Below are 26,532 nucleotides of genomic sequence, written 5' to 3' on the forward strand. Positions count from 1 at the left end.
ACAAAATAATTTGAATATATCAAAAAAGTCACGCGTTTTATAGTTTGCGTGACTTTAACGGTGAAATAATTATAGTTTACGCCATAAATGGCGCAGTTTATAACTTATTTTTTGCAGTATCATCAGAATTTGCAGATCTACTTTCCTAATTTCTAGTATGGTCGAACAAACTAGTAACAGTTCGTTCAATATATGAAGCAGACTGAGGAATTTTATACAAATCAACTCCATCCTTACTAAAGCTGTCTGCTTGAGCAATTTGATTCATTGCCCTTTCAACAGTGACTGCAGTTAAATTTTCAATTGCATCCGGTAAAGCAACATTAGTCTTTTTACCAGCACCATTTAAGAATGTTAATTGCAAAATTTTACTTTTTACGGACATGATTTTTGCCTTTCTTCCTATCATTATTAATCTTTAGTCTTGCTCATTTAACTTAATTGCTTGCTTTTGAATTAAAGTCGCACTGCCTAAGCTATTACCTTGCAAACTGGCAATGGCAGTGCCAAATTGAGCCAATCCCGTTGCTGTTGCTCCCTTTTTAACATGGGGAAAGATACGATTTTTGCCTTTTTTAGAATTACTGTTTTCATCGACAAACGTATATTCTATTGCTTGATCAATTAGTTCAAAATTCATTTTTATCAACCTTCCTTAATTAAAACTGTTTTAAGTAAGCAATCTGCGCGCTAGATCTCTTACACTATTAATAACGAATTGAAAAACCAAAATGTAACATTTTTAAAAAAATTGACTTTCTTTTATTAAAAATAGCCCTTAGGTAGTCAAATCAATCCAAACCAACTATAATTAATATTAATATTAGTAAGGAGGACAAATTCCTATTATGAAAAAAACTACGATTTGGACAATTGTAGCTGCGGTAGTAGTTGTCTTAGGAGGAAGTTTCTTTTTTGTTAAACAAAATTCAACTAATAACCAAGTTGAAGCTTCCTATAATCAAGCAATTACACATGGTAAAAAAGCAGTCGCAAATAAAAATTATGCTGAAGCTAGTAATAAGTTTAAGCAGGCACTAAATATTAAAAAGACCAAACAAGCAGCCGCTTATAAAAGTCAGGCTGATAACATGCTTGTTACAATTAAATATGCCCAAGATGGTAAATATGATCAGGCATTAAAAGCTATCAATCAAGTCATCACTAAAAGTAATGGTTATCCTGTTTTAACCAAACAGGGAGAAAAGTTGAAGTCTCTTGTTGAAGACGTAGAAGATGATTATAAACACGAAATTAAGCCAATTTTTGCAACCGCCTCTCAAGCTGAGGCTGATAAACAATATTTAAAAGCTATTGAACAATACCAAAAAGTTTTAAATTTACCTTACATTGGCGATAAATACTACCAAAAATATAAAAATATCGCTCAAGCAGGAATTAAAAAGGATAAAAAAGCTGCCACTAATGGTAAATCTGCTATTCAGGGTTATGCCGCTATCTCAGGTAATGGATCCAGTTCAAATAACCATGCTAAAAGCAATAATGCCCAAAATAGTATTGGCGCAACTGGCAATGCTGGCAAAACTGGTGAAGGCTCAATGGGCAATCACCAAGTTAACGGTAAAACTGTTGCCAAAAATCAAATTGCCCAATTACGTAAACGTGTTGGTAAGTTAGGTTACGATGCTATGTCATGGAGCCCACAGGACTTAATTGATCTTTACCGTAGCTCTAAGCGAGCTAATCCTAATCTAATTACTAAAAGGGATGTGCAAAAATATCTAAAGCCCTAATTTAACTTCAAAAAATCGCCCTTAACTTGGGCGTTTTTGGTTATCTTGTACTATTGCTAATGGAACTACTCGTTTTACTCATGCATATAGTAAGAAAGACTAACCCCATTAAGCAGCCATCATTAGAATAGTTGCTTTTACTAGCTAAAGTCGGTAAAATTACTATTGACTTTCACGTTTCCTATTTTTATTAAAGGAGTGTCCGCTTTGACTGAAAAAGAAAATAATATCAAAGATACAGATAACGAAAAAGAACAAGACAAGGAAAAAGAATTAAAAGAAGAAGAACTAAAAGTAGTTATGCCTGAAGCAACATGGACTACTATGCCACAGACTGAGTTTACTGAACAGCCTGACTATCTCCAAGTTTTTACTTACTTTTACATTGCTAAATTCAACCAACAAGATTTGGAAATCATGAATTTATATGATACCAATTCTAATATGGTTGACATTAACCATTACCTACTTGATAATATCCATTTTGAACAAAAAGAGCTTATGCGTCATGCTTTACAATACCATGCGCAAAATCTCCAAAACATTGTCGATGAAATTATTCGTCAAGATAATATCAAAGCAGTAGATATGACTTCATATGACGATTGGGATAGTTGGTATGAAAATCGTCGTGATAATATTTCTACTTCTTTGTCATAATTTACTTGTACTATAACTAAAAAAAGAACAAAATATATCCTTAGATGAGAATGTCAAGTTGACATTCTCTTTTACTTAAACAATTTTTATATTAATCTATTGGAGTATAGAATAACTATGGATCGAAAAAAGAAACAGATTTCAGTAGCAGGTCTGCTGATTACGATAGGAATTGTTTACGGTGATATTGGTACTAGTCCGCTATACGTTATGAAATCAATCGTAACTGGCAACGGCGGTATTGCCAATGTTAACCGTGAGCTAATTTTAGGTTCAATTTCTTTGATTTTTTGGACTGTTACCTTATTGACGACTGTTAAGTATGTCATGATTGCTCTCAACGCAACTAATCACGGCGAAGGAGGAATTTTTGCATTATATGCACTTGTTCGTAAAAGAGCTAAGTGGCTAGTAATGCCAGCATTAATTGGCGGTGCAGCATTACTGGCTGACGGCACCTTAACCCCTGCAGTAACAGTAACAACATCAATTGAAGGGCTAAAAAATATGCACTTTGGTTCAAGCATCCCTGTTCCTGATCAAAATTCTGTCATTATCATTACTATCGTAATTTTATTACTATTATTTTCAATTCAAGCTTTTGGTACTAGCATAATTGGTAAGGCATTTGGACCAATTATGTTAATCTGGTTTAGCTTCTTAGGCTTAATTGGCATCCACAATATGATGCAAGATTGGTCTATCCTAGAGGCACTAAATCCTCTTTTAGCTATCAAAGTTTTATTTAGTCCTGCTAATAAAGTTGGTATCTTTATCTTAGGTTCAATCTTTTTGGCAACAACTGGCGCAGAGGCCTTATATTCTGATGTAGGTCATGTTGGTCGTGGTAATATTTTAGGTTCTTGGCCATATGTCTTTATTTGCTTAGCGCTAAACTATCTGGGACAAGGCGTTTGGATTTTGAAAAATCCAAACTACCATACAAACGGAACGGAGCTAAATCCCTTCTTTGAGGCGGTACCCACTAATTTACGTTTATTTGCAATTATCTTAGCAACAATTGCTGCTATTATTGCTTCGCAAGCTTTAATTACCGGATCTTTTACCCTTGTGTCTGAAGCAAGTGGACTTAAATTCTTACCGAGAATGAAAATCAACTACCCTACAACTGAACACGGGCAGATTTATATCCCTGCTGTTAATAAAATGATTTGTGTAGTCACGATTGCAATTGTTATGTTCTTCCGTACCTCAGAGCATATGGAAGCTGCTTATGGTCTATCTATCACGGTTACCATGTTAATGACTACCTTGCTTCTATTTGAATATTTAGGTGCCAAAGACCATCCACTGATTTTACGTCTTTGTTTCCTTATCGTTTTTGGTTTCATCGAAGGTATGTTTTTAATTTCTAGTTTAACTAAGTTCACCCATGGTGGTTATGTTACAGTCTTAATTGCTGGCTTCATTGGAATTATTATGTTTATCTGGTTCTTCGGTAATAAGGTTCGGGACAAACATGAAGGAGCGAACACTTATGTTCGTTTAGATAAATATACTGATATGCTGACTGATCTTAGTCACGATGATGATTATCCAGTCTATGCTACTAACTTAGTCTACATGGCTAAAGTGAAGTACAATAAATTTATTAAACGTGAAATTTTATATTCAATTTTGGATAAAAGGCCAAAAAGAGCGGGAGCCTATTGGTTTGTTTCCGTAAACATTACTAATGAACCATATACAGCAAAGTATGCCGTAAATACTTATGACACCAAGAATGTAATTAACGTTCAATTGTATTTAGGCTTTAAAAAGCAAACTAGTGTAAATGTTTATTTACGCCAAGTGGTTCATGATCTAATTAAAGATGGAACAATTGAATCGCAACCACAAGAATATACAACCTCACCTGGTCGAGAGGTAGGTGACTTTTCATTCGTCATTGTCAAAGATGCCGTCAGCCCACTAACTAAATTAAAAGGCTTTGAAAAATGGATTGTTACGGATCGCATTTGGTTACAAAATTTGTCCTCTAATCCTGCATCTTGGTTTGGCTTGGAATATACTGATACTGTAGTCGAAAGCGTACCATTAATCTTAGGTCGACCAAGTAGGGATTTACATATTAAACGAGTCGCCTCATGTGATTATTCTCATTTAAAAAATGAAGATGAAGTAATTCAATAGTTAATAATCCTGCATATAAAAAAACACTGATCAGAAATTTTTGATCAGTGTTTTTTGTTATGTTGTTTGCTAATTACCAAATATCTACGCGTTTATCCGGATCTAGCCACATGCCATCTTCAGGTGTTACCGCAAAAACTTTATAAAAGTCATCTTGACATTGAATCTGTACATTAGCTCGTAATGGACCGGGGGCATGCACGTCAACGGCTGTTTGCGTCTTGATTGATTCAGTTAATTGTTTATTTGCCCAAATACGAGCAAAATTCTCAAATAGTTGCTTTAAATCATCATTTTCATTCTTAGCAGCTTCAACAGCAGCGGTCAAGCCTCCTTGATCAGCAATATTTTCCGAAACAATTTGCTTACCGTTCAATTTCACTGGTCCATATTCAATACCATCAAACAAATCAATTTCTTCTTGTGTTCGCTTTTTGAATTCAGCATAGTCTGCTTCGGTCCACCAATTAGTCATATTACCTAATTCATCAAATTGAGCACCATTATTATCAAAAGCATGTGAAACTTCATGAGCAATAACCGTCCCAATGCCACCAAAATTAGTTGCTCTATCCTGCTTTAAATCATAAAATGGTGCTTGCAAAATTGCTGCTGGGAAAGTCAAATCATTTCTTTGGGGATCATAACAGGCATTAACCAAATTACCCGGCATTGCCCAAACCGTACGATCAACCTTTTGATGTAGTTGCTCAATATTGTACTTTTGTTCTGCAACAGCAAAGGCGCGCTCATTAGAATAAAGGCTACCACCTTGACTGGCTGGAATCACTTTCAGCCGATTGTAAATTTCTTCTATCTTATCTGGGTACCCAATCTTAAGCTCTAAAGCCTCAAGTTTAATGATTGCCTTTTTCTTAGTTTCAGCAGACAGCCAGCTATTTTGCTGTAAACGATCTTTATAGACATCCAACATCCGCTGAATCATATCTTCAACATCTTTTTTCGCATCAGCGCCAAAGTATTCTTTACCATAATACACACCAACTACTTCACTAAAACTTCCATTAGCGATATGGTAAGCTTGTTTATTGCCCTCAGCCAATTTAGGTTGACCAGATAGGGCTTGACTAAATGGAAAAGCAGCTTCACGAAACTCTTGCGACAAGTCAGAGGCAGCACCATTAATAAAGTTAACAATCATCCAGCCTTTTATTTCAGCGAAGTTATCCTTATTAATAATTTCATTAATATGGTCAAGATAACGTGGCTCTTCGACAATAATCCGCTCGGGTTCTTCACCAATTACTTCTTTAAGATAATGTTGAATCTTAAATTCACTAAATTTATCTTCAAAATCAGCAATCGCCATTGGGTTGTAGGTAGCTGGATAATCAGCCCATTCTTCAGAAGACTTGACTACTTTAGCCAACTTAGCATCAAATTCAATAGCAGCTGCCGCATATTTTTGAGCTTCATCTTCAGCAATACCAGCCATTTGAAGTAACTTAACTGATTGCTGTTGTAAAATTGCCAATAACTTGGGAGCATCTGCGGTTTGATAAGTGGTAGTATCTGGTAAAAATGTACCTGGACCAGCAAAGTATAATACATTAACTTTGGTATTTTTCATGTCAGGCTCCACATCAAAACCAAATGGTAGCGATGCAAAGGTAGTCAAGTCAGGAGCAGTTAAATTAAAATCAGAAAAATCCTTGATACCGGTCAAAATATTCAAATCGGCTTTGATTGGCTCAGCACCTTCTCTGTTACGCTTATCAAAATCACTAGCTAATTGATATAATTTGACTGCCTCTGCTAAATTAGGGATAGCAGGAATTTCTTTTTTGCCAGTAGCAAAGTCTGCAAAATCTTGTATTAAATGTTTCTCAACATTAACATCAATACCATCAAAAGATGCCATTCGCGAGCGATCACTCGGAATCTTTGTCTTTTCAATCCATTCCGAATTAACTGCCAAATAAATATTGTCTTGCGGTCGAGTACCTACTTTAGGCTCAATTACATCACCGCTACCGCCACGAACTGCAAAATTTTTTCTCATGCTAACACTCCTTTTAAATTAAAATTAAAATTTGAATAAATTAATATTGTCATTTTAATTATACAGCTTATCAACAAATATTTAACACATTATTTATATAACTTAATATATTTCCTTAACTTAGCATACAATGGTAAAAGTAATAGTACCATTAAAAATATCCCACCAGCAGCAATAATAAAAAAGGGAATATATCCTGCACGATCAATTATCATTCCCCCAAATAAGGGACCAAATGCTTGGCCAATTCCCCGCGCTACATTAATCACGCCCTGATACTTTCCCTTACTGCTAAGCGGAGATAACTCATTAACATATGCTGGAACTGCGGGAAACGCCGTTGCTTCACCTAAGGTTAAGACCACCATTGATAAGGCAAAATGAACAAAATCACGAGCAAAAATAAGTGTAGCAAAAGAAATAGCAAACATTAATGTACCAAAAATAATTTGTTGAAATAGGTTTTTAAATAAATAGGGATAACGAGCTAAAATTACTTGTACAATTACGATAATTGCCCCATTAAGCGTCCATAGCAAACTATATAAATGAAATGGTATACCTAATGATACCATGTACACTGAAAGGTTCGATTCCCAATTCATATACATTAGCCAAGTGACTGCCAAAGACAATAAAAAACCACACATTAACATCGTATTGTACTTAGGCATTGGTTCAAATTTATTTTTTTCCCCAACTTTTACACTTGTATGCCTTTGCCGGTGAAAATTACTAATTGGTCGATAGTGAATTGCTGCGTTAATACAACCAATTATAAATAAAGATGCCGCTAATAAAAATAAGAATTCAATTGAAAAATCGTACAAATAACCCACTAAAAGCGTACCTGTGACAGTACCTACATTTTGGGCAAAATAAATCAAATTGAACACATATTTTCCTGGATATTTACGCAAACTTGTCGCAATTGAATTAATTAGGGTCCCATCCCAGCCACTAGCAAATCCTGTCAAAACAAGCCAAAACCAATATTCAGGCCAACCATGAAATAAAGCCATCAAAATTAAAATTAAAGCATCAATTCCCAAACCAATTACAATTAGTGGATATGGGTTATATCTATCATAAAGCCAACCTGCGACAATTGATCCTAAGACATTACTGGCACAATTACAAAATAATACAATACCAATTACTGACAAACTAATATGCAATTGTTTATTCAAATAGACTGAAGTTAACGGCCAAACAAAGCTTGACCCAATCCAGGTTACTAATTCGCCTAGTAATAGCCAACGCAATTTGACTTCTGTTTCATTATTTGATCCATGTGAGAGTTTCATTTATTCCGTCCTTCCCAATTAGCATTCCATTTACCAGTTTAACAAGAAGCGTGCAAAAAAACACCCCGACTAATAATCTAAATATTATAAAAATCAAGTTATTGCCTTTGAGACATTATAAAATCATTAAAAAGCTCATCTCTTAAGTGAGATGAGCTTTTAAAATTATTGTTTCTTCTGCTGAATAAAGAACTGTCCTTTATTCACTTGATAATACTTTTGATAACGCCCTATATAATTATGGAACATATATTTAAGTAGTAGCCAACGCTTAAAATTACGATCTTTTTCATAAAAAACCGTAGTACCATAACGTCCTTCATGAATTAATTCTTCAGCTAGACGTTTAGCATTATTATTAGTAGCATACTGCTTAAATACTTTTACCGGAATTCCTAACCATAAAGTATGTTGCGACTTAAGTTTATTACCATAAACTGGCTCTTTTTCCTGCAAGCTATCGGTAACATAGTCATCAACGTACCATTTAGCCAAATTATAACCATTTAAAGTAACGTAAAAGCTTGATCGACCTTGCCGCAAATTAATTTCGAAAAACTTATACTTACCATCTCGATTATCATATTTAATATCAAAATTAGCCATCCCGACATAATTTAATTTTTCTAAAAATGATTCAACTTGTTCATACAGCTTTTCATCATATTCAGGCAAAATCGCCATATAATTACCAATTGCTTGCGGAGTAGGATCCTCTAGCAATGGGTGACCTAAGCACATCATTTTAACATGATGATTTTTATCTACATAAGCATTTAAAACACGCATATTAGAATCATCACCCGGAATAAAGTCCTGTAAAATTAAATCTGCTTTGTAGCCATTGCTATAAATTTTACTGATAATATCTTTTAATTCAGCTTCATTATGAATTGTAAAAGCTTTTTTACGTCCTTCAAAATGAACATCAAGCCAAGATACCGGATCTTCTGGCTTTAATTCGATTGGATAATCGAATGGAAGCTTTAAATAATTTTCTGCTTGATAATCAGCTACGGTCACAATTTTAGTCTTAGGATAAGGGAGCCCATATTCTTCGGCAATTTGATAAAAGCCCTCTTTCGAAATTAATTTTTTCAACAAGTCATAATCAATATACGGGACAATGAAAGTTTCTTCAAGTTCTTCCTTGTGTTTAGATAATAGTTCGGCATAGCCATCACCACAAGCAATTAAAATCACTGGCTCTTGATGATCTTGGTAGATTTTCATCTGGTCACGCATAACTTCAATAAAAGTTGGATCTTCACTAAAACCTTGATGTAGTTCAACGCTTACAATTTTGGAGTAACGAGTTGGCGCCAATTGACTATCAGCTAGTGCTTTAACTTTAATACCATATTCCTCATTGAATGAACGAGCCATACCATAAACATTAATATCACTACCTAGTAGAATTGGTGTAAAATCCTGTTTCATTTTTTAAAATTTGCTCCTAATTAGACTAACTTGCCTTGTTCAATTAAGTTAGCTACTTCCGGTTGTACATGCTGATAGCGGTTGACTGTCTCATCATAATCAACAAAGAACAATTTGTACCAAACAAGGAAAGTATAAATTGTCCAAATTTGTCGCCGATGCGAACCATCACCCTTGTAATTATCATCAAGTAGCTGCAAAATTTTATCCTGTTCAAAAATATCCTGAACAAAAGCTTCACTAAATAGTTCACGTACCTGTTTATAAAAACGAGGTTCTTGCAGCCATTGTTTAATTGGAGTTGGAAAACCTAGTTTAGGACGTTTAGCCCATTCAGCTGGTAATACCTTTTCAGAAGCCTTCCGCAAGGCATACTTAGTATCGTGCTTATTAACAAGATATTCTGTGGGGATTGAATTAGCCCGTTGCGCTATTTTTTTATCCAAATACGGTACCCTTAATTCCAAAGAGTGCGCCATGGAAATTTTATCAGCCTTCTGCTCAATGTCATTAAGCATAAAATGATGCAAATCAATATACTGCATCTGACGAACATTATCAAGGTCTTTAACCTTTTTAAAGTCTGTTTGATAGATACCATTAACAGTTAATTTATTACGATAAGATGGTTTCAAAATACTATTAGCATCTTGAGAAGTAAATATCGTTGGATAATCCAAATCATAAATAACCGATTGACCAACATAAAATTCACTTGGTTCCGCTAAGTTAGTATAAAGATGAACTTTCCCTGGAAAATTGGGCATTTTTTTAATTTTATGGGCTAACTTAACTTTAGTCTTCTTAGGTAATTTTTTGCATTGATTTGTAAATGCTTTGATCACATTGTTATGTGTGTGCATACCATAATTAACATAACCTGCAAACAGTTCATCTGCACCTTCACCTGATAATGCTACCGTAACATGCTTACGTGCCATCTTACACAAGTACCATAAAGGGATAATGGATGGATTAGCATCAGGCTCATCCATATGATATTGCATCTCAGCAAAGTCATGCATTGCTTCATCAGCATTTACCTTATCTGAGAAAAATTGCCAACCTTTAATATCAGCTAGTGCCTTAGCCTTAGATGATTCATCATAAGTAGCATCATCAAAAGAAATCGAAAAAACATCATCCGGATTTAAAATACTAGTAATATAGCTGGAATCGACTCCCTCTGACAAAAAGGCACCTACTGGAACATCAGCATTATGATAGAGCTCAACTGTTTCACGTAAATCTTCATCAATCTTATTAACAGTTTCTTCAAAGCTTAAATTATTCGCTTTATATTCCGCATCCCAATATTGATGCATCTTCATTTTGCCAGCTTTATACTCAAACCAATGTCCAGCCGGGAAACGATGAATCCCTTTAAAAAAGGTTTCAGCCAAATCATTGTATTGATTCATCAAATATGGCTTAACTGCTTCAGTATTTAAACGACGTTTAAAACCTGGAAATTGCAAAAAGCTCTTAATTTCGGAGCCCATAAGTAGCTGACCATTGTCATCACTATAATATAATGGTTTAATGCCAAAAAAGTCACGTGCACCATACATTGTTTGTGTATTATCATCCCAAATAATAAAGGCAAACATGCCTCGTATGCGCTTAAGTAACTCAGCCATTCCCCATTCCTCATAGCCATGAAGTAAAACTTCAGTATCAGCCTTAGTAGTAAAGGTATGACCCTTTTCAATCAATTCTTCTCTTAACGGCTTGAAATTATAAATTTCACCATTAAAAACAATTGCCCGCGTCTTATCTTCATTAAAAATCGGTTGACTTCCACCACGCAAATCAATAATTGATAATCGTCTAAAGCCAAGCGCCACTTTATCATTAGTGTAAAGTCCATCTGAGTCTGGACCACGGTGCTTAATTGCTGCCATCATTTTGCCAATTGCAGCTTGTTTATCGTTTATTTCTGGATTATAAAACGCGACAATTCCGCACATAGTTTATCTTCCCTTATTTTCAGTAATTTATTTTTTAGTCTAGTCGCTCTATTATATGCTAAAAATCACATATTTACCAAACTACTTGTGAATTTTTACTAAATATAAAAAAATCGTCTCTTACTTGCAGCACCATAGCCAAATACTTGAATTAAGTGTCGATGTAAATCAATATTCACAACATAACCCGCAAATTCTGTTTGATGATCAATCTGTCGTTTCCAATTTTTATTATACTTAGTAGTTAAAACATGTTTAGGACCCATCAAAACCGAACAATTAAATAAAATATATTGAATACCATTAATTCGATATTGGTCTTCACGGTGCCGATGTCCACAAAAATAGGCGATAATTCGGGCATTTTTGACATTAGTGAAATCAAAATCATTAGCTAAGCGAAATTCCGCAGGAATACCATAGCTAGAATGCATTCGTCCTTTTTCACCTTGATTAAAGGCTACTAATAATTCATGAAGAGAACGTCCATTATATTTCAAAGCATTAGAAGCTTTACGATTAATTGGATTAGCATGGCTCATAAAAATAATATTTTTATTCGAAGACTGCTCCAAAATTTCAATAATTTCTTCAATTTGATCTTCTCTAACACCTAAGGTAATTTTGGCATCATATTTTTTACGGCCTTGCGCATCCAAATAATAGGGTAAGTCTGAAGTATTAACCGCAATAAAGCGAACATTATCTATATCATAGTAACAAACCCCATGCTGGCGCGAAATATAGTTAATCTCATCTTGTGCGTACATCTGCGGCCACATAATATGTTCGAATTCATTTTCTGGAAACGATGCTTTTAAGTCATGATGCTCATCATATTTATCATTTTCATCATGATTTCCTTTAATCATTATATATGGAATGCAGTTTGACTTAAAAGCATCACGTAATTTAATAAGTTCCCTCTCACCTAAAAATCCGGTATCTGACCCATCAATCCAGTCTCCTAGGTGAACTTTTAAATCTAATAAACCTAAATTATCTAAATAGGAAAACTCACTAACATGGGTTAGCCCATTCCAACCATAAAAATCGATACTGTTGGCATCTTTATAATGGGTATCAGTAATCACACTGACATTTACCGAGTTTTCTCCTTGGCGGACATGCTTTTTTACTCGTTCAACAAATTGTTCTAAATATTCTTCAACCACGTAGCGGCGACCGGTATTCCGATTAGCAAAGGCACGATAGCAGCCTAATTCTTGATTAAAATCACGGACATATTCTGGTTCTAACTTAGTTGTACTTTCTAAACTAAGTGCTTGATGTAAAACACCTTCATCATCTTTATAAACCGTTAATTTATATGGCTGATTATGCGGCGTATGTTGTTCCTCATCAACCCGGTATTCTCCTACGGTTAAGTAATCCTGCATCGGATCAAGTGAGACATTTTTATTTTGCGATAGTTTCTGCTCTCTTACACTACTAATCCGATTAACTAATCCTTTAGCATATCTAAAAAATTCCATTATTCTGCCTCAAGCTAAAGAAAAAGCTGGGCATTAGCCACAGCCTTCATTTTTATTTATTATTTGCCAATGCGTATGCTGCTAACCCAATTGACAAAACTGCATCTTTAGACAATACTGTTTGTAATTCTTGAGCTGCTACTGCTTGAACGGCACCAATTACCTTCAAACTATAGCTAACAACATGAAAATCGACTACATTATTATAAAAATCATCTTCGAAAGGATTTTCATGATTATAAGTCAGATTAATCTCATGTTGATCCACAAAACCATCTACATGATTAGTTAAGATGCGATCATGCAGGTCAGTCAAGTTTGCTGATAAATTAATCAAAGTTAATTTATGATCACTCTCGGTTTCATAATACTGTTCTTGTGTCATTGCAAAGTATTCTTTGACTGGCTTATGCAGTACTTGCAAGCTGTCAATTACACGATAAACAGCCTCGGCATCAAAATCTATTTCTTGGTTTAAAATACTTTCTTGGTTCATGGCCAAATCATCGGCCAAAGTCACTATAGCTAACTTTTCCATGATATCCTCCTAAAGTTCATTCTATATTATACCAAAAAAACTACTATTGCACTTTTTCGAAATAAATTTTTACTCTGTTAACAAAGAATTAATAATTAGAATAATGTTTTTACTTAAAACGGACTACAATTTGTTTATTTTTATCTAAAAATATAAATTTTATTAATTTCATCGACAGCACAGCAAAAACTAACGGTAAATATGACATCCCGATAATAAAAAAAGTAATGCAGTTTTACCTGCACTACTTTTTATTTATACTAATTTTTTACGAATCCAACCAGAAATTGCATCAATAACAATTACCATGACAATAATACCGAGTAAAATAATTCCCACTCGATTCCATTGCCGATACTGTAAAGCAATTATTAAAGGATAGCCAATACCACCAGCGCCAACAAGACCAAGAATTGAAGCTGATCTAATTGAAACATCAAACCGGTATAAGGTATTAGAAATCAGGGCAGGCATTAAGTTAGGTAGGATTGAAAACATGATTATATTCATTTTTGATCCACCAGCCGCAGTTACTGCTTCATTGGGACCATCATCTAAATTTTCAATTGCTTCTGAAAACAATTTAGCTAACATTCCCACTGAGTGAAAACCTAAGGCTAAAACACCAGCTGCTGAACCGGGGCCAACCGCTTTAATAAACATTAAAGCCAAAACTATTTCAGGGAATGACCGAATAATTGCTAAAACAATCTTACCTAAACGTGATATGTACCATTTTTTATGCTTTGTATGTGCTGCCCAAAAAGCAAATGGTAAGGAAATAATTGCTGAGATAAAGGTCCCTAAGAATGCAATACAAACAGTTTCCCATAATTGAGAAACTAAATCTTCACCGGTTCCATTATAAATGTAGGACCAATCAGGATTAAAAATACCTGTAAATATTGCACCAGCAATTTGGCCAGCAGTTTCCTTAATACCACCAAAATCAATCCCTGTACAAGACCAAATAATTAAGAAAACTGTAATTATTGCTATAGCCCAATGTAAGATGCGTTTTTTCCATTCAATTGGCTTAGGAGGCAATTTTTTCATAGTAGTATCCATTAGTTCATCAACGCCTCCCGTGATTTAGATGAAATGTAATCAATTAGTACCACAACCAAAATAATTACAATAATAATTGTCCCGGTTTTTGCATAGTCAAAGACTTGAAGTGTTTGTTGCAAGTACAAACCAATCCCACCAGCACCGATATAACCAAGGACTGTTGAAGCCCGCACATTGATTTCAAAGGCATATAGGCAATATGAAATGAAGTAAGTGATAACTTGAGGTAAAACTGCAAAAACAATAATTTGCAATTTATTAGCACCTACAGCAGTTAAAGCTTCAATGGGACCTGGGTCAATTGTTTCAATGGCTTCATAAAATAATTTAACCACTATTCCAAACGTACAAATCGCCAATGCCAAGATACCTGCTACCGGACCAATACCCACAATTGCCACAAAAATTGCTCCCAGGAGTAAGTCAGGTATCGTTCTAATAATATTCATAATTACCCTTAGAATACCAGTTACTGTTTTATTCTTAACAATATTACGTGCAATTAATAATGCATAGATAAAGGCTAAGACTGAACCAATTACAGTTCCCAAAACAGCCATCTTAATCGTCTCCAGCAGAAGCGGAATCACTGCGCCAAGATATGCCCAATTCGGATGAAGCATTTGTAAGAAAATATCAGCAAATTGCCCAAAGTTACTAAAAAAAGCACCTAAACTTGTTTTAGTAACACCAGTTGAAATAAACAAACCGCCAATAAAAATAATCACCCAAATTAAGTTCCAGAATTTGAATTTTTTCTTAGGCAATGTCATTAATTTTTCTGGATCAGTGCTATTCATCTTTTTCACCACCACTGTATATTTGGTCAAAGGTGGACTCTGGCGTTTCACTCATTTTGCCATCATAAATGATTTCACCAGCACGTACACCGATTACTCGCTTACCAAATTCTTTCGCCAATTGCACGCTATGTAAATTAATAATAACTGTCATACCATGCTTTTCATTGAGCATCTTTAAATCTTGCATTACCCGCCGTGAAGTTTGGGGATCAAGTGACGCTGTAGGCTCATCAGCTAAAATAATATCAGGATTCTGAGTTAAAACCCGAGCAATGGCTACACGTTGCTGCTGACCTCCCGAAAGTTCATCAGCTCGGCTATATACTTTATCAGCCAAATCAACCTGTTGCAGAGCATCATATGCTCTTTGTTTATCCTCTTTAGTAAATAGATTTAGGGTACTCTTCCAAGTTGGATAATATGCTACCCGCCCAGTTAAAACATTACGTAAGACACTCGAGCGCTTAACTAAATTAAAGCTTTGAAAAATCATTCCAATATTACGGCGCAACATTCTAAGCTCTTTACCTTTAGCCTTAGTAATTGATTCACCGGCAATTAAAATATCACCGGCACTAATGTCGATTAAGCGGTTGATTGAACGCAGCAAAGTTGATTTTCCTGCACCAGATAAGCCAACAATAACGACAAATTCACCCTTATTAATAGTTAAATTGATATCTTTTAAACCAACAATATCTTTACCATAAATTTTATTTACATTTTTTAATTCAATTATTGGTTTAACTGCAGAATCTGCCATTATATACTTCCTTTTTTATTTTTTAGTTGATTCGATAATCTCTTCATATTTACGAACTGTATTAAAATCGCTGTCTTTACTATTGACATACCCTTCGTGCGTATAAATACTTTCGATAATCTTCTTACCTTTCTTTGATTTACCAATATCAATAAAGGCATTAGCTAACTTTTTCCGAAATGCTTTAGGCATACTTGGAACAACCGAAATTGTGTCATTAGGAATTGGCTTGGTAAAGTAAATTGGCACAACTTGTTTCATAATATTAGGATTATCATCTTTAACGATTGTCCGTGCATCTTCGAAAACAAAAGCTGCATCCGTATCACCGTTTAAAACATTTAAAACAGATTGATCTTGACCTGTAACAGTTACTAATTTGCAACTCTTTCTTACATCGAGCCCTTTTTCCTTTAATTCAGCAATTGGATATACGTAACCAGCTGAAGAGGTCGGACTTTGAATTGAAATTGATTTCCCTTTTAAATCTTTCCAAGTTTTAATCTTAGAACCCTTTTTAACTAAAATTTCTGCACGATAATAGTTAACTAACTCTTTAGTTGGCCGACCATCAGGTTGCTTAACGCCATATCTTTGAGCTTGCAGTAGAACATCTGCTGCCTTTTGCTTATGTGCTAAAACATATCCATTTGGTGGTAAAAAGCCCACATCAACTTTTTTAGACTTCATTGCTTCAACTACCGTGTTATAGTCCGTTGACATTGAAACATGGACTGGAATGCCTAAGCGGTCAGATAGCATTTTTTCTAGCGGCTTGGCCCTTGATTCTAGTTTAGTTGCCGCTTGACTTGGTACAAACTGAACATTTAAAGATTTAGGTACAGCATTATCTGTACTCTTACTTTTACTTGAGTTACCTGAACAAGCAGTCGCCATCACAGCTACCAGCATCACCGCAAAACCAGCAAGTATTTTTTTAAATTTATTCATCATGCCCTCCCAGACATAAAAAAAGACTTTAGCTAAGAACACAAACGTGAATCATACTAAGTCTTTTACCAACAATATTATTTAAAAAGCGAACAATAACATCATTTTTAAAGAAACAAAAAAGCTTAACTGCAAAATCTCTAATGGATACTTCATTTTGCATCAGCCTTTGCCCCCTTTTCGATGCTTCGGTAATTATTCTATCAAATAATAACAGAAATACTTTATTTAGCAAAGTAAAATATATAAAAATAGCTCATATAAATTAAAAATTATTTTTTGATTGTGTCCATAATTTTATTATATTGTCTAATGGTATCATAGTCACTATCTTTAGCGTAAACATAGCCTTCATGACTATAGACGCTCTCTATAATTTTCTTACCTGCTTTAGACTTACCAATAGCAATAAACGCTTTAGCTAATTTTTTTCGGAAATTTTTAGGCATACTGGAAATAACTGAAATCGTATCGTTGGGAATTGGTTTGGTGAAGTAAATAGGCACAACTTTAGTCATAATATCAGGTTCATCATGTTTAACAATATTGCGCGCATCCTCAAAAACGAAGGCTGCATCCGTATCACCATTTAAAACATTCAATACCCCTTGGTCAGCGCCTTTAACAGAAACAACTTTACAGCTCTTAGTGATATCTAACCCCTTTTGTTTTAATTCAGCGACGGGGAAAACATAACCTGAGTCTGAGGTAATGTCCTGAACAGAAATTGATTTACCTTTAAGATCTTTCCAGGTTTTAATAGCAGAATCTTTTTTAACTAAAATTTCACCACGATAAAAGTTGACTAACTTTTTAGTTGTCACTCCACCGGGTTGCTTTATACCATAGCGAACTGCTTGTAAGAGCAAATCAGCTGCTTTTTGCTTATGTGCCATGATATAAGCATCAGAAGGCAAAAAACCCACATCAACTTTCTTAGACTTCATTGCCTCAACTAGCCCGCTGTAATCAGTTGACATTGAAACATGGACTGGAATACCTAACCGCTTAGAAAGTAGTTTTTCCATTGGCTTTGCCCGCGCTTCTAATTTATTAGCAGCAGAACTAGGAACAAATTGGACATTAAGTGACTTGGGTTCATTACTACTTGAAGACGTCTTTTTATTTGCACACGCCGTTAAACTAACTGCAAATAATAAGGCCATCATCGTTACAAGAAATTGTTTGACTTTTTTCATTTCTATAATACTCCTATATTCCATGTACAAACTGAAACTTTTTGATTAAAATAGCAAATTCAGTTAATCAATTTCAGTTAAATTACGTTCAATACATTTAAATATTATCATTAATATTCGCAAATTTATAGGATAATATTATTAATTTTTTTCTGTACGTTTACGCTATCGCTAAATACGAACATTTAGTTTATGCTTTTCGTAAATAAAAAACATACGATTTACTCGTATGTTCCAATTAATTATTGTTTTTATTTTGCTTTAACTATAGTTCGGATTGCTCTTTAAATTACTTAATTGGCTTATTGTTAATATCTGTTCTAACAATTAAGACATCTGCTAATGCATGTTGATTGACGTATTCAGTTACTGAGCCCATCAACATTCTTTCAACAGCGTTTAAACCAGTTGAACTCATAATAATTAAATCGTCATGATGATCTTGAATAAAGTCATAAGAAATAATGGCCTTGGGACTACCATAACGAATGTGATAATCAAGATTGTCAAAACCAAGGCTATCATGAGCCCAATCTTTTAAACTTTTTAAATATTTTTCTGCATCTTGAGTCATTTGATAAATAGTATCACCTGTAATTACAGTATCTTGGATTTCGCCCAAAAATTGTCTAGTATCAATTACATTTAACAGATCAAGATGAGCATCTTCAGTCATTGCTATTTTTACTGCCTTGTCAAAAGCACGTTCGGCTGCTTCAGAACCATCAACCGGCACTAAAATCTGTTCTTTTTTCATAGTCATAATTCACCCTTTATAATGTACAATCGTTAATTTCCTATATTTTAACATATTTTGGGCTTAGCAATTTTTTTGGAATTTCTTAGAATTGTTTGTACTTTAGTTTATTGCTAAAATGATATTGGAACTCAAAGTGTAAAAGGTGGAGAATTTAATGACTAAAAATTTAACAAATCAACTTATCCCAATCAAGAATGGCCGTAATTTTCGCGAACTTGGCGGCTATAAAACCATAGATGGTAAAACCATCAAAAAGCATAAACTACTTAGAACAGCTAATTGGGCGACACTAGATAAGGCTGACCTTCAATTTCTACAAGATTATGGTGCTAAATATATCGTTGATTTTAGAAGTAAAGACGAAGTAAACCAAGAACCTGATCGTGTTCCTGAAGGGGTAACATACAAGTTCGACCCGGTTTTCAGTGAAGATTTAACTAACTCTTCTAAGGGAATTGATGAAATTATTAGTCAAGAAAATGATGATCCTAAAGCCGGCTTTAACCACATGTTTATTGCCTACGATGATATGATTAAAAGTGAATCAGCTCAAAAGGCATATCGTAAGTTTTTTGACATCTTATTGGCTAACACAGAATCCGATAAAAGTGTACTATTTCACTGTACTGCTGGTAAAGACCGGACTGGCTTAGCGGCAATTTTAATTTTATCTGCTTTGAATGTACCGCTTGCAACCATTAGAGCAGACTACTTATTTACCAACACTGCCACTAAAGATTTCGTTAATAATTTTTTGCAAAAGGCCAAAGACAAAGGTGCCAATGATGTAGCAATTAGTAATTTAAAAGACTTACAAACTGTTTGCCCAGAGTATTTTGATTACGTTATCAATACTATAAATAAAAATTATGGTAGTCTAGAAAACTATTTGCATGATATTATGAGACTAACTGATGATAAAATTGCTCAATTACGCAAAATTTATCTAGATTAAAATGATAAGGAGAGAAAAATGGGTAAAACAAAGACTGTTTATTTTGGCGCAGGCTGGTTTAACGAAAAACAAAATAAGGCATATCAAGAAGCAATGTCAGCTTTAGCACAAAATCCAACAATTGACCTTGAAAACAGTTATGTTCCATTAGACCACCAATATAAGGGTATTAACGTGGCAGAGCATCCCGAATACTTACATGATCGAGAATGGGCAAATGCTACTTATCGGGGTGACTTAACTGGTATTAAAGCAAATGACGTCATGATTGGCGTTTATCTTCCTGATGAAGAGGATGTGGGCCTAGGCATGGAATTGGGCTATGCAATGTCCCAAGGTAAGTATATTGTTTTAGTAATTCCTGATGAAGATTTTGGCAAATCAATTAACTTGATGAGCTGGGGTGTGTGTGATAATGCCATCAAAATTAGCGAGTTAAAAAATTTTGATTTTAACAAACCAACTTTCAATTTTTATGATGGTGGTGTCTACTAAACTAAAACAAAAACCGTTTCACAAGATGTGAAGCGGTTTTTTTATGTCTCAATTTTAAGCCTGATACCGTGACTCTCCTTCTAAGTAAGTTTCACTCAAAGTCATATCTTGATTTAATACTAAAAAATCAGCAGCCTTGTCAGGAGCAATTGAACCACACTTATCTAAAACATGGGCACTTTTAGCAGGTACATAAGCAGCCATCATTACTGCTTCTTCTGGTGTGGCCACATTCCAATCAACAACATTCTTTAAAGCAGTATTAAGTTGCAAAATACTACCAGCTAGGTTATCACCTGTTTTAAGGCGGGCCATCCCAGCTTTAACATAAACTGGTAATTCGCCAAGCATATAATCTCCATCTGGCATCATTCCAGCTTCCATACAATCTGTTATCAAACAAATGTGTTCTGGTCCCTTAGCCTTAATCAAGGCACGGACCATTTCCTTATTAACATGGTGCCCATCACAGATTAATTCGGCAGTTACATTATTTAAGGCCATTGCTGCATTAGAAATGGAAGTATCATGATGAGCCGGATCAGGCATGCCATTAAAAGTATGAGTAAACATTGAAGCCCCTGCCTCAATACCAGCCTTGGCTTGGGTATAATCGGCACTAGAGTGTCCTAAAGCAACAACTACTCCTTCTTTAACAACTGCCCGAATAAATTCTTTGGCACCCTTTCTTTCTGGTGCAAGTGAAATTTTATTTAGTAAGCCTTGCGAATCCTCACGCCACTGCTTAAATTGATCAATATCCGGATCAAGCAAATACTTAGGATTCTCTGCCCCAGCATGCTCGGCAGTAAAATATGGTCCTTCAAAATGGAGCCCTTGAATTTTAGCACCAGTTTCTTCACCTTTATGCTCACCAAACATTCGGCAAATTTCAGTTAAAGTTCTTGCGCTAGCAGTATATGTGGTCGGCAACCAACTAGTTACACCTGATTGTAAAAAACCTTCTGACAGCCGATTAACCCCGGCCCAGTCGCTACGCATTATATCTTCATTAAGAGAGCCATGAACATGTGTGTCAACTAAACCTGGAGCAATCCACTTGCCACTGTAGTCAATAATTTTACCTTGAGGTTTTTCATTTTCAGAATAGTAAAAGCCAAATTTACCATTATCTTGAATTTCTAAGTAACCACCATCTTCAGTTACATTTTCAAGAAAAAATTTATCTGCATGGATATAATAAGTCATTATTTTACCTTTCTTTACAAAATTCAGCTTAATATTTTCATCTTCATTTTAGCTTAATAAATTTACCTTTACCAGTTCAATCACAAATACTACAGAAAGTTTCTATTTTTTAGTTATAATAGTAGTAAGAATAGTTAACAGGAAAGCAATAATTATGATACGAAAAACAAACAAACATCAATTAGGAGCGTTAACTGGTGCTAACAGATGTGAAAACTTTTACGAATTACACTTTGCTACCGGAGAAGTAGCACATTTTTACATTTTAGCAGATGGTATTTTTCGCTTTTTACTTGATCCAGAACAAAACTTCAATGAAAACCGTACAACTTATATTCAATTAAATAATTTTGACGAAAGTGCATTTAAACTTTCACGTGTCCATGCAACCAACGATTCATTAATTATTCATGCAGGTAATTATCAAATTATTTTTGGGCAAAATCCTGTATTAATGAGCATCTTTGATGAAAAACTACATCGCATTCGTATGGCCCAGGCCAAACCACTAGAACTATCAAATGAAGCTACAAGTGAAGCTCTCATTCAGAAAAAAAATGAATTTTATTTTGGTGGCGGCTTACAAAATGGCTATTTTAGTCATAAAGGACGCAAAATTATGATTAAGCATGATCAAATTACTGGAAAAGGCGGCATTCCGCTACAGGTACCATTTTTTTGGTCAAATGCTGGTTACGGTGAGATCCGTAATACTGCCCAAGAAGGTATATATGATTTTGGACAGCAAAATCCCGAACTAACATTGATCAAACATCAAGACGTGATTTTTGATAGTTTTTATATAATGGGCGAAACACCCCACTCTATCTTAAAAAAATACTATTCTTTAACTGGCCAACCCCAGCTATTGCCTAAATATGCGTTGGGCTTGGGACATATTGGCAATTTTATTACCACTCTTTGGCAACCAAGTCAGGCCAAGGAACGCAATGCCAGTCGTTTTGACAATAGTTATTATACTCGTACTAATGACCCCACTGTTGCTTCTGGTAAAGCTTCGCTTAATGGTGAGGAAGACTATCAATTTTCTGCTCGTGGTCTTATTGATCGTTATAAAGCAATGAACTTCAACTTAGCCTGGCTTATCCCCAACCATGGTGTATCAGCTGTTGATTACCAAAGATTTAATTTTTTCAATGATTATGCTATCGACCAAGGAGTTCAACCAGGATTTTGGTATGAGGGCCAGCCTACTTTACCATCTAAAAGTAGCTTTAGCTATGCACGTAATGAAACTGCAATCGGTACCGACCAGGAGCAATTGCAAAGTATTTTACAACCTAAACGTCCATTAATACTTCGGGATGGCGGTTTTATGGGGATGCAAAATAAGGCAGCTTTAATTTTTGGTGATGTTGGTGGAAATTGGGAAAACATCACCACCCAAGTTGCGGGAATGATTGGAGCAAATTTATCAGGTCAACCTTTAGTAGGAGCAGCAATTGACGGTGCTCAAGGTGGCGGAAATGCTCAAATTTATGTTCGTGATTTTCAATGGAAAACCTTTACGCCCTTCTTATTTAATATCGATGATCAAAGTAATTATAGTAAAACACCATTTTCCTATAATAATAAAATAACCAATATAAATCGTGCATATCTAGCATTACATCAACAGTTACAAAGCTATTTATACACGCTAAATGCTCAAGCTCGAACTGGAAATCCTATTATGCAACCATTATTTATGGCATTTCCTGACGAACGAATAAATTATACTGAGCAATTCAACAGCGAATTTATGTTAGGTAATAATTTTTTAATTGCGCCTATCACAAACGGACGCGAAGATGCTAATTGCGATTCACGTAAAGATAATTTATATTTACCCGGCAAACATATAATGTGGATTGATCTACTTACTGGAAAAAAATATGCTGGTAACCGCGTCTACAATAACCTGTCATTTCCCCTATGGCATTTGCCAGTATTTGTGCGTGGGGGGAGTATTTTTGACTTTGGTCACCGTAATTTCTTCTTTTATCCCCAAGGAGAAAGCGAAACTGTCATTTATAATGATGATGATTTAACTGCTTTTAGCGAGCATCATTACGAAACACATATTAAAAGCATAGTTAAAGGTGAAAAGCTGACCATTACAATTGATCCAATTAAAGGCGACTACTCCGCACTAAAAACTGACCAAGAAACCCAATTAACCATAATGTGTGATTCGTATTCTGATCAAGTTACAGTAAAGATCAATGATCAAGTTATACAAATACAGCAATACGGTACAATTGATGCCTTTAATCATGCACGCGAAGGAATCTTTTATAATACTAATTATGCCTTACCAGAATTTGCTCCATATCTGCAACAAGGACAAACTGCTTTTCAAATTAAACTAGCAAATCGGAATATAACCGATGCCAAAATTGAAATTACCATTAATAATTTTTCTTATAATAGCAAAGTCATGGTACCTGCTGTTACTAATGGGCTTCTCCCATCTCCCAAATTACCGTCAGTTGATTCAAATAAAATTTCAGCCCATTCATTTGAACTTACTTGGTCTCGCCCTGGCAATGTTGAAGTTGAAATTAATCATCTTATTTATGAAGGAATTTCCGGTAAAAGTTTCACTTTTCATGAATTGACCCCCAATAATCGTTATATTATCCGTATGCGCTATGTAGCTGGAAATAAGGTATCCGAGTGGTCTGATCTTTTTGGAGTAATTACTAAACACGAAGCAATCGAAAACGCAATTGCTGATATTCTAGTCACTAGCAATTGTGAAAGTAACTCTCATCACCCACTAACTTACTTAACTGATTTAAAATTAGCTAGCGAATGGCAGACTAACCAAGTTAGCTTGCAGGATAACCCACTCAAATTAACTTTTACTTTTGATAAAGTAGAAAATTTGAGCCGGATGGTTTTTGTGCCACGCAATATTGATCACAAAGCAAATCCAGTTGATGTTTCCATTTTAGTATCACCAGATGGCAAGAACTTCACCAGTTACATCGATCACTTACAATGGAAAGCAGATAGCAAAAATAAAGTAGTAGGCTTACGTGACGTAACTGCTAAAGCAATAGAACTTGTTATTTATCAATCATCTGGTTCGCTAGTTGCTGCACGTGAAATTTTCTTTTATCGCGCTAAAAAATAAATTATTTACATTTAAATAATCAAAAACTGCAAAATATTAATAATATTTTGCAGTTTTTGATTATGATTTTTTAATTATTAAATTCTATTACTTGAATTTCTTGGCCATGTTTCACTGCGCCTGCGTCAACTTATGAAACAGAATTAATAATGTCCATATTGGTGTAGACAACTATTATAGTGCTATCGTATTGCTTGGTCTTGATCATCTCTAAATCCATCTTCACTAAAAGATCACCTTTTTTAACTAGATTACCTTCATGGACAAATACTTCAAATGGTTCGCCTGCCAAAGCAACAGTCTCTAGTCCTAAATGAATTAAGATTTCTAAACCGTTTGCTACCGTAATACCTATAGCATGCATAGTTGGAAAAACAGTTGTAATAGTCCCTGCAACTGGAGAATATATTTTTCCGTTGTTAGGCTTAATAGCATATCCATCACCTAACATTTTGGTTGAAAAAACATCATCTTCTACAGCTGTAATTGGAATTAAATCCCCATCACAAACCGCCTCAACAATAAATTTATTTTTTTTAAATAAGTTAAACATTTTAATACCTACTATTTTTTATATCTAAGCAAATAAATAGCACGAAACAAAGGCTAAAAGCTATTAAACAAATTACCGATATATTTTTAATAAGTTTATTCTCTGCTTGATATTTCTCTTTGAAACTACTTATGCGTAACAGACCAAAAATCGCTAAAATCAAACATAAAATATTGCCAACCATTAATTGACTAACAGCTTGACATAACATGAAAAAATGATAGTTTTTAGGATTTGCTATAAGTTCATCTTTTTTCAACCATAAATAATAGCCTAATAAAAAATCTGTAATTGCGATAATTATTTCAATACTAATAATTGGAAATTTAGCTAAAATCACTGGCATATTCTGTTTCATAATAGTTAATTCAAAGAATAAGAAACTTCCGAAACATAGTGGTATTAAAAGTAATGCATCGATATACAAAGTTAAGATTCTTTTTGCATTTAAATTGCTTTTATTTAAAAATATTAAAATATAATTATTTATATTAGATATCATTATTTTCACTTTTTCTATTTTGCCAGATACCAAAATTATTAACTAATAAGTCAATTAATAAATATGCGAGTATAAATGATACATTATTATCTGTACTAAAATTAACAGTTGGATAATAAAAATTATAATTAGCAAGCGAAGCTAATTTATTTTTCTTCAAGTCCGTAAATGACACATAACGCAATTTATTATTAACTAACTCAAATTTCCCTAATTCATCATTTATTTCTTTATTATCACCTGTATAAGAAATAATAAAAAGCATATCACCCTTTTTAGCTATCTTACCTACTCCTTGTAATTCACTCACAGCAGCAGGTAAAACAATGGAAGAAATCCCAAAAATTAATAATTCATGCGAAAGAAAATTTGATAGCATTTGTTGAATCCAACCAGTTGAATATATATATATGTTTTTAGCATTACTCAAATCTGTATAAAAATTTTTTAGGTCAAGCGATTGAAAATATTTCAATAAATTTGCCGTTTCTTTTGTTAAATCTGGACCAAAATTATTCGATATATCTATATTGCTCAATTTTTGTTTATTTTCTATATAAACCTCATTTAGATAAAACTTTAGTTCACTATATCCACTTAATCCTAAATGTTTGCATAATCGAAAAATAGCGGATTTCGAAACAAATAATTTTTCTGCAAGTTCCGAAAGACTTAATGTTTTACATATTTTGGCATTATCTAGAACAAATTGAATTATTCTAATTTCGGAATCATTTAATTTGCTACTATTTTGATAAACTAAAGATTTTAATATTGACATTAGTAA

General features: G+C 34.3%; 25 protein-coding genes. 6 read left to right on the top strand and 19 right to left on the bottom strand.

The genetic code is table 11. From position 1 onward, the window contains the following. Nucleotides 1-145: 145 nt before the first annotated feature. Both F5ESL0237_RS06835 and F5ESL0237_RS06840 read right to left on the bottom strand, forming a co-directional pair. Nucleotides 146-388: a DUF2922 domain-containing protein gene (locus F5ESL0237_RS06835; protein WP_370448352.1), complete on the bottom strand. Its 243-nt coding sequence runs from the start codon at nt 386-388 to the stop codon at nt 146-148. 30 nt (nt 389-418) lie between these two features. Beyond that, nucleotides 419-640 carry a DUF1659 domain-containing protein gene (locus F5ESL0237_RS06840; protein ID WP_122022268.1) on the bottom strand — a complete coding sequence of 74 codons (222 nt, stop codon included), beginning with the start codon at nt 638-640 and terminating at the stop codon, nt 419-421. Between the two features lie 208 nt (nt 641-848). On the opposite strand from F5ESL0237_RS06840, the gene F5ESL0237_RS06845 reads away from it, so the two are divergent. The 3 genes from F5ESL0237_RS06845 (at nt 849) to F5ESL0237_RS06855 (ending at nt 4,568) form a co-directional block, all read left to right on the top strand. Next, nucleotides 849-1,754, top strand: coding sequence for a hypothetical protein (locus tag F5ESL0237_RS06845; protein WP_122024990.1), 906 nt, complete (start codon nt 849-851; stop codon nt 1,752-1,754). 207 nt (nt 1,755-1,961) lie between these two features. Beyond that, nucleotides 1,962-2,414 carry a hypothetical protein gene (locus tag F5ESL0237_RS06850; protein WP_122024991.1) on the top strand — a complete coding sequence of 151 codons (453 nt, stop codon included), beginning with the start codon at nt 1,962-1,964 and terminating at the stop codon, nt 2,412-2,414. 117 nt (nt 2,415-2,531) lie between these two features. Beyond that, nucleotides 2,532-4,568, top strand: coding sequence for a KUP/HAK/KT family potassium transporter (locus F5ESL0237_RS06855; RefSeq protein WP_122024992.1), 2,037 nt, complete (start codon nt 2,532-2,534; stop codon nt 4,566-4,568). Nucleotides 4,569-4,641: 73 nt separating this feature from the next. Here F5ESL0237_RS06855 and F5ESL0237_RS06860 read toward each other — a convergent pair whose 3' ends face one another. The 13 genes from F5ESL0237_RS06860 to F5ESL0237_RS06915 form a co-directional block, all read right to left on the bottom strand. Next, nucleotides 4,642-6,591: a M13 family metallopeptidase gene (locus F5ESL0237_RS06860; protein WP_122024993.1), complete on the bottom strand. Its 1,950-nt coding sequence runs from the start codon at nt 6,589-6,591 to the stop codon at nt 4,642-4,644. Nucleotides 6,592-6,680: 89 nt separating this feature from the next. Beyond that, entirely contained in the window at nt 6,681-7,898 is a 1,218-nt protein-coding gene (locus F5ESL0237_RS06865; RefSeq protein WP_122022272.1) for an MFS transporter, read from the bottom strand. Nucleotides 7,899-8,063: 165 nt separating this feature from the next. Further along, on the bottom strand, nt 8,064-9,338 hold the full coding sequence (locus tag F5ESL0237_RS06870) for a carboxylate--amine ligase (protein ID WP_122024994.1): 1,275 nt from the start codon (nt 9,336-9,338) through the stop codon (nt 8,064-8,066). Nucleotides 9,339-9,358: 20 nt separating this feature from the next. Beyond that, a complete protein-coding gene (gene asnB, locus F5ESL0237_RS06875) occupies nt 9,359-11,308 on the bottom strand; it encodes an asparagine synthase (glutamine-hydrolyzing) (RefSeq protein WP_122022274.1) in 1,950 nt (649 codons plus the stop codon). Nucleotides 11,309-11,406: 98 nt separating this feature from the next. Continuing rightward, nucleotides 11,407-12,804: a metallophosphoesterase gene (locus F5ESL0237_RS06880; RefSeq protein ID WP_122024995.1), complete on the bottom strand. Its 1,398-nt coding sequence runs from the start codon at nt 12,802-12,804 to the stop codon at nt 11,407-11,409. Between the two features lie 52 nt (nt 12,805-12,856). Next, nucleotides 12,857-13,342 (bottom strand): hypothetical protein, encoded by a 486-nt coding sequence (locus F5ESL0237_RS06885; RefSeq protein WP_122022276.1) that lies wholly within the window; start codon nt 13,340-13,342, stop codon nt 12,857-12,859. Between the two features lie 255 nt (nt 13,343-13,597). Then, on the bottom strand, nt 13,598-14,410 hold the full coding sequence (gene phnE, locus F5ESL0237_RS06890; protein WP_122022277.1) for a phosphonate ABC transporter, permease protein PhnE: 813 nt from the start codon (nt 14,408-14,410) through the stop codon (nt 13,598-13,600). Next, nucleotides 14,410-15,213, bottom strand: a complete 804-nt coding sequence (gene phnE / locus F5ESL0237_RS06895) for a phosphonate ABC transporter, permease protein PhnE (protein WP_090092583.1) — start codon at nt 15,211-15,213, stop codon at nt 14,410-14,412. The genes phnE (F5ESL0237_RS06890) and phnE (F5ESL0237_RS06895) overlap by 1 nt, the downstream gene beginning before the upstream one ends. Further along, a complete protein-coding gene (phnC, locus tag F5ESL0237_RS06900) occupies nt 15,206-15,979 on the bottom strand; it encodes a phosphonate ABC transporter ATP-binding protein (RefSeq protein WP_118896182.1) in 774 nt (257 codons plus the stop codon). The genes phnE (F5ESL0237_RS06895) and phnC overlap by 8 nt, the downstream gene beginning before the upstream one ends. Nucleotides 15,980-15,994: 15 nt before the next feature. Then, nucleotides 15,995-16,930 (bottom strand): phosphate/phosphite/phosphonate ABC transporter substrate-binding protein, encoded by a 936-nt coding sequence (gene phnD, locus F5ESL0237_RS06905; RefSeq protein ID WP_122024996.1) that lies wholly within the window; start codon nt 16,928-16,930, stop codon nt 15,995-15,997. 28 nt (nt 16,931-16,958) lie between these two features. Beyond that, nucleotides 16,959-17,093: a hypothetical protein gene (locus F5ESL0237_RS08585; RefSeq protein WP_255409286.1), complete on the bottom strand. Its 135-nt coding sequence runs from the start codon at nt 17,091-17,093 to the stop codon at nt 16,959-16,961. Nucleotides 17,094-17,202: 109 nt separating this feature from the next. Beyond that, entirely contained in the window at nt 17,203-18,129 is a 927-nt protein-coding gene (locus F5ESL0237_RS06910; RefSeq protein ID WP_122022278.1) for a phosphate/phosphite/phosphonate ABC transporter substrate-binding protein, read from the bottom strand. Between the two features lie 289 nt (nt 18,130-18,418). After that, complete coding sequence (locus F5ESL0237_RS06915) at nt 18,419-18,892, bottom strand: universal stress protein (protein WP_199688778.1); 474 nt, start codon at nt 18,890-18,892, stop codon at nt 18,419-18,421. Between the two features lie 151 nt (nt 18,893-19,043). On the opposite strand from F5ESL0237_RS06915, the gene F5ESL0237_RS06920 reads away from it, so the two are divergent. After that, nucleotides 19,044-19,844, top strand: coding sequence for a tyrosine-protein phosphatase (locus tag F5ESL0237_RS06920; protein ID WP_122024997.1), 801 nt, complete (start codon nt 19,044-19,046; stop codon nt 19,842-19,844). An 18-nt stretch (nt 19,845-19,862) separates the two neighbouring features. Next, the gene (locus F5ESL0237_RS06925) at nt 19,863-20,339 is read left to right on the top strand and encodes a nucleoside 2-deoxyribosyltransferase (protein ID WP_122022281.1); all 477 of its coding nucleotides are present in this window, start codon (nt 19,863-19,865) and stop codon (nt 20,337-20,339) included. A gap of 54 nt (nt 20,340-20,393) precedes the next feature. Here F5ESL0237_RS06925 and nagA read toward each other — a convergent pair whose 3' ends face one another. Continuing rightward, entirely contained in the window at nt 20,394-21,548 is a 1,155-nt protein-coding gene (gene nagA / locus F5ESL0237_RS06930) for an N-acetylglucosamine-6-phosphate deacetylase (protein ID WP_122024998.1), read from the bottom strand. A 151-nt stretch (nt 21,549-21,699) separates the two neighbouring features. Here nagA and F5ESL0237_RS06935 point away from each other — a divergent pair, with 151 nt between their 5' ends. Beyond that, nucleotides 21,700-24,690 carry a TIM-barrel domain-containing protein gene (locus F5ESL0237_RS06935; protein WP_370448621.1) on the top strand — a complete coding sequence of 997 codons (2,991 nt, stop codon included), beginning with the start codon at nt 21,700-21,702 and terminating at the stop codon, nt 24,688-24,690. A gap of 130 nt (nt 24,691-24,820) precedes the next feature. On the opposite strand, the gene F5ESL0237_RS06940 is transcribed toward F5ESL0237_RS06935, so the two are convergent. From F5ESL0237_RS06940 to F5ESL0237_RS06950, 3 genes are read right to left on the bottom strand one after another with little or no spacing between them, the layout of a single operon-like run. Further along, nucleotides 24,821-25,243 (bottom strand): PTS glucose transporter subunit IIA, encoded by a 423-nt coding sequence (locus tag F5ESL0237_RS06940; protein ID WP_122025000.1) that lies wholly within the window; start codon nt 25,241-25,243, stop codon nt 24,821-24,823. Between the two features lies 1 nt (nt 25,244). After that, nucleotides 25,245-25,745 carry a hypothetical protein gene (locus F5ESL0237_RS06945; RefSeq protein ID WP_122022285.1) on the bottom strand — a complete coding sequence of 167 codons (501 nt, stop codon included), beginning with the start codon at nt 25,743-25,745 and terminating at the stop codon, nt 25,245-25,247. Then, nucleotides 25,735-26,526, bottom strand: coding sequence for a MurR/RpiR family transcriptional regulator (locus tag F5ESL0237_RS06950; protein WP_090092598.1), 792 nt, complete (start codon nt 26,524-26,526; stop codon nt 25,735-25,737). Before F5ESL0237_RS06950 ends, F5ESL0237_RS06945 begins: the two co-directional genes overlap by 11 nt. Between the last annotated feature and the right edge of the window lie 6 nt (nt 26,527-26,532).

The sequence above is a fragment of the Lactobacillus sp. ESL0237 genome (assembly GCF_003692985.1).
In the GTDB taxonomy this organism is placed as follows: domain Bacteria; phylum Bacillota; class Bacilli; order Lactobacillales; family Lactobacillaceae; genus Lactobacillus; species Lactobacillus bombicola.

Excerpts from the sequence above, each read along its gene's own strand:
- F5ESL0237_RS06840 (WP_122022268.1), bottom strand. The coding sequence starts at position 640 with ATGAATTTTGAACTAATTGATCAAGCAATAGAATATACGTTTGTCGAT.
- F5ESL0237_RS06845 (WP_122024990.1), top strand. The coding sequence starts at position 849 with ATGAAAAAAACTACGATTTGGACAATTGTAGCTGCGGTAGTAGTTGTC.
- F5ESL0237_RS06855 (WP_122024992.1), top strand. The coding sequence starts at position 2,532 with ATGGATCGAAAAAAGAAACAGATTTCAGTAGCAGGTCTGCTGATTACG.
- F5ESL0237_RS06860 (WP_122024993.1), bottom strand. The coding sequence starts at position 6,591 with ATGAGAAAAAATTTTGCAGTTCGTGGCGGTAGCGGTGATGTAATTGAG.
- F5ESL0237_RS06865 (WP_122022272.1), bottom strand. The coding sequence starts at position 7,898 with ATGAAACTCTCACATGGATCAAATAATGAAACAGAAGTCAAATTGCGT.
- F5ESL0237_RS06870 (WP_122024994.1), bottom strand. The coding sequence starts at position 9,338 with ATGAAACAGGATTTTACACCAATTCTACTAGGTAGTGATATTAATGTT.
- asnB (WP_122022274.1), bottom strand. The coding sequence starts at position 11,308 with ATGTGCGGAATTGTCGCGTTTTATAATCCAGAAATAAACGATAAACAA.
- F5ESL0237_RS06880 (WP_122024995.1), bottom strand. The coding sequence starts at position 12,804 with ATGGAATTTTTTAGATATGCTAAAGGATTAGTTAATCGGATTAGTAGT.
- F5ESL0237_RS06885 (WP_122022276.1), bottom strand. The coding sequence starts at position 13,342 with ATGGAAAAGTTAGCTATAGTGACTTTGGCCGATGATTTGGCCATGAAC.
- phnE (WP_122022277.1), bottom strand. The coding sequence starts at position 14,410 with ATGGATACTACTATGAAAAAATTGCCTCCTAAGCCAATTGAATGGAAA.
- phnE (WP_090092583.1), bottom strand. The coding sequence starts at position 15,213 with ATGAATAGCACTGATCCAGAAAAATTAATGACATTGCCTAAGAAAAAA.
- phnC (WP_118896182.1), bottom strand. The coding sequence starts at position 15,979 with ATGGCAGATTCTGCAGTTAAACCAATAATTGAATTAAAAAATGTAAAT.
- phnD (WP_122024996.1), bottom strand. The coding sequence starts at position 16,930 with ATGAATAAATTTAAAAAAATACTTGCTGGTTTTGCGGTGATGCTGGTA.
- F5ESL0237_RS08585 (WP_255409286.1), bottom strand. The coding sequence starts at position 17,093 with ATGCAAAATGAAGTATCCATTAGAGATTTTGCAGTTAAGCTTTTTTGT.
- F5ESL0237_RS06910 (WP_122022278.1), bottom strand. The coding sequence starts at position 18,129 with ATGAAAAAAGTCAAACAATTTCTTGTAACGATGATGGCCTTATTATTT.
- F5ESL0237_RS06915 (WP_199688778.1), bottom strand. The coding sequence starts at position 18,892 with ATGACTATGAAAAAAGAACAGATTTTAGTGCCGGTTGATGGTTCTGAA.
- F5ESL0237_RS06920 (WP_122024997.1), top strand. The coding sequence starts at position 19,044 with ATGACTAAAAATTTAACAAATCAACTTATCCCAATCAAGAATGGCCGT.
- F5ESL0237_RS06925 (WP_122022281.1), top strand. The coding sequence starts at position 19,863 with ATGGGTAAAACAAAGACTGTTTATTTTGGCGCAGGCTGGTTTAACGAA.
- nagA (WP_122024998.1), bottom strand. The coding sequence starts at position 21,548 with ATGACTTATTATATCCATGCAGATAAATTTTTTCTTGAAAATGTAACT.
- F5ESL0237_RS06940 (WP_122025000.1), bottom strand. The coding sequence starts at position 25,243 with ATGTTTAACTTATTTAAAAAAAATAAATTTATTGTTGAGGCGGTTTGT.
- F5ESL0237_RS06945 (WP_122022285.1), bottom strand. The coding sequence starts at position 25,745 with ATGATATCTAATATAAATAATTATATTTTAATATTTTTAAATAAAAGC.
- F5ESL0237_RS06950 (WP_090092598.1), bottom strand. The coding sequence starts at position 26,526 with ATGTCAATATTAAAATCTTTAGTTTATCAAAATAGTAGCAAATTAAAT.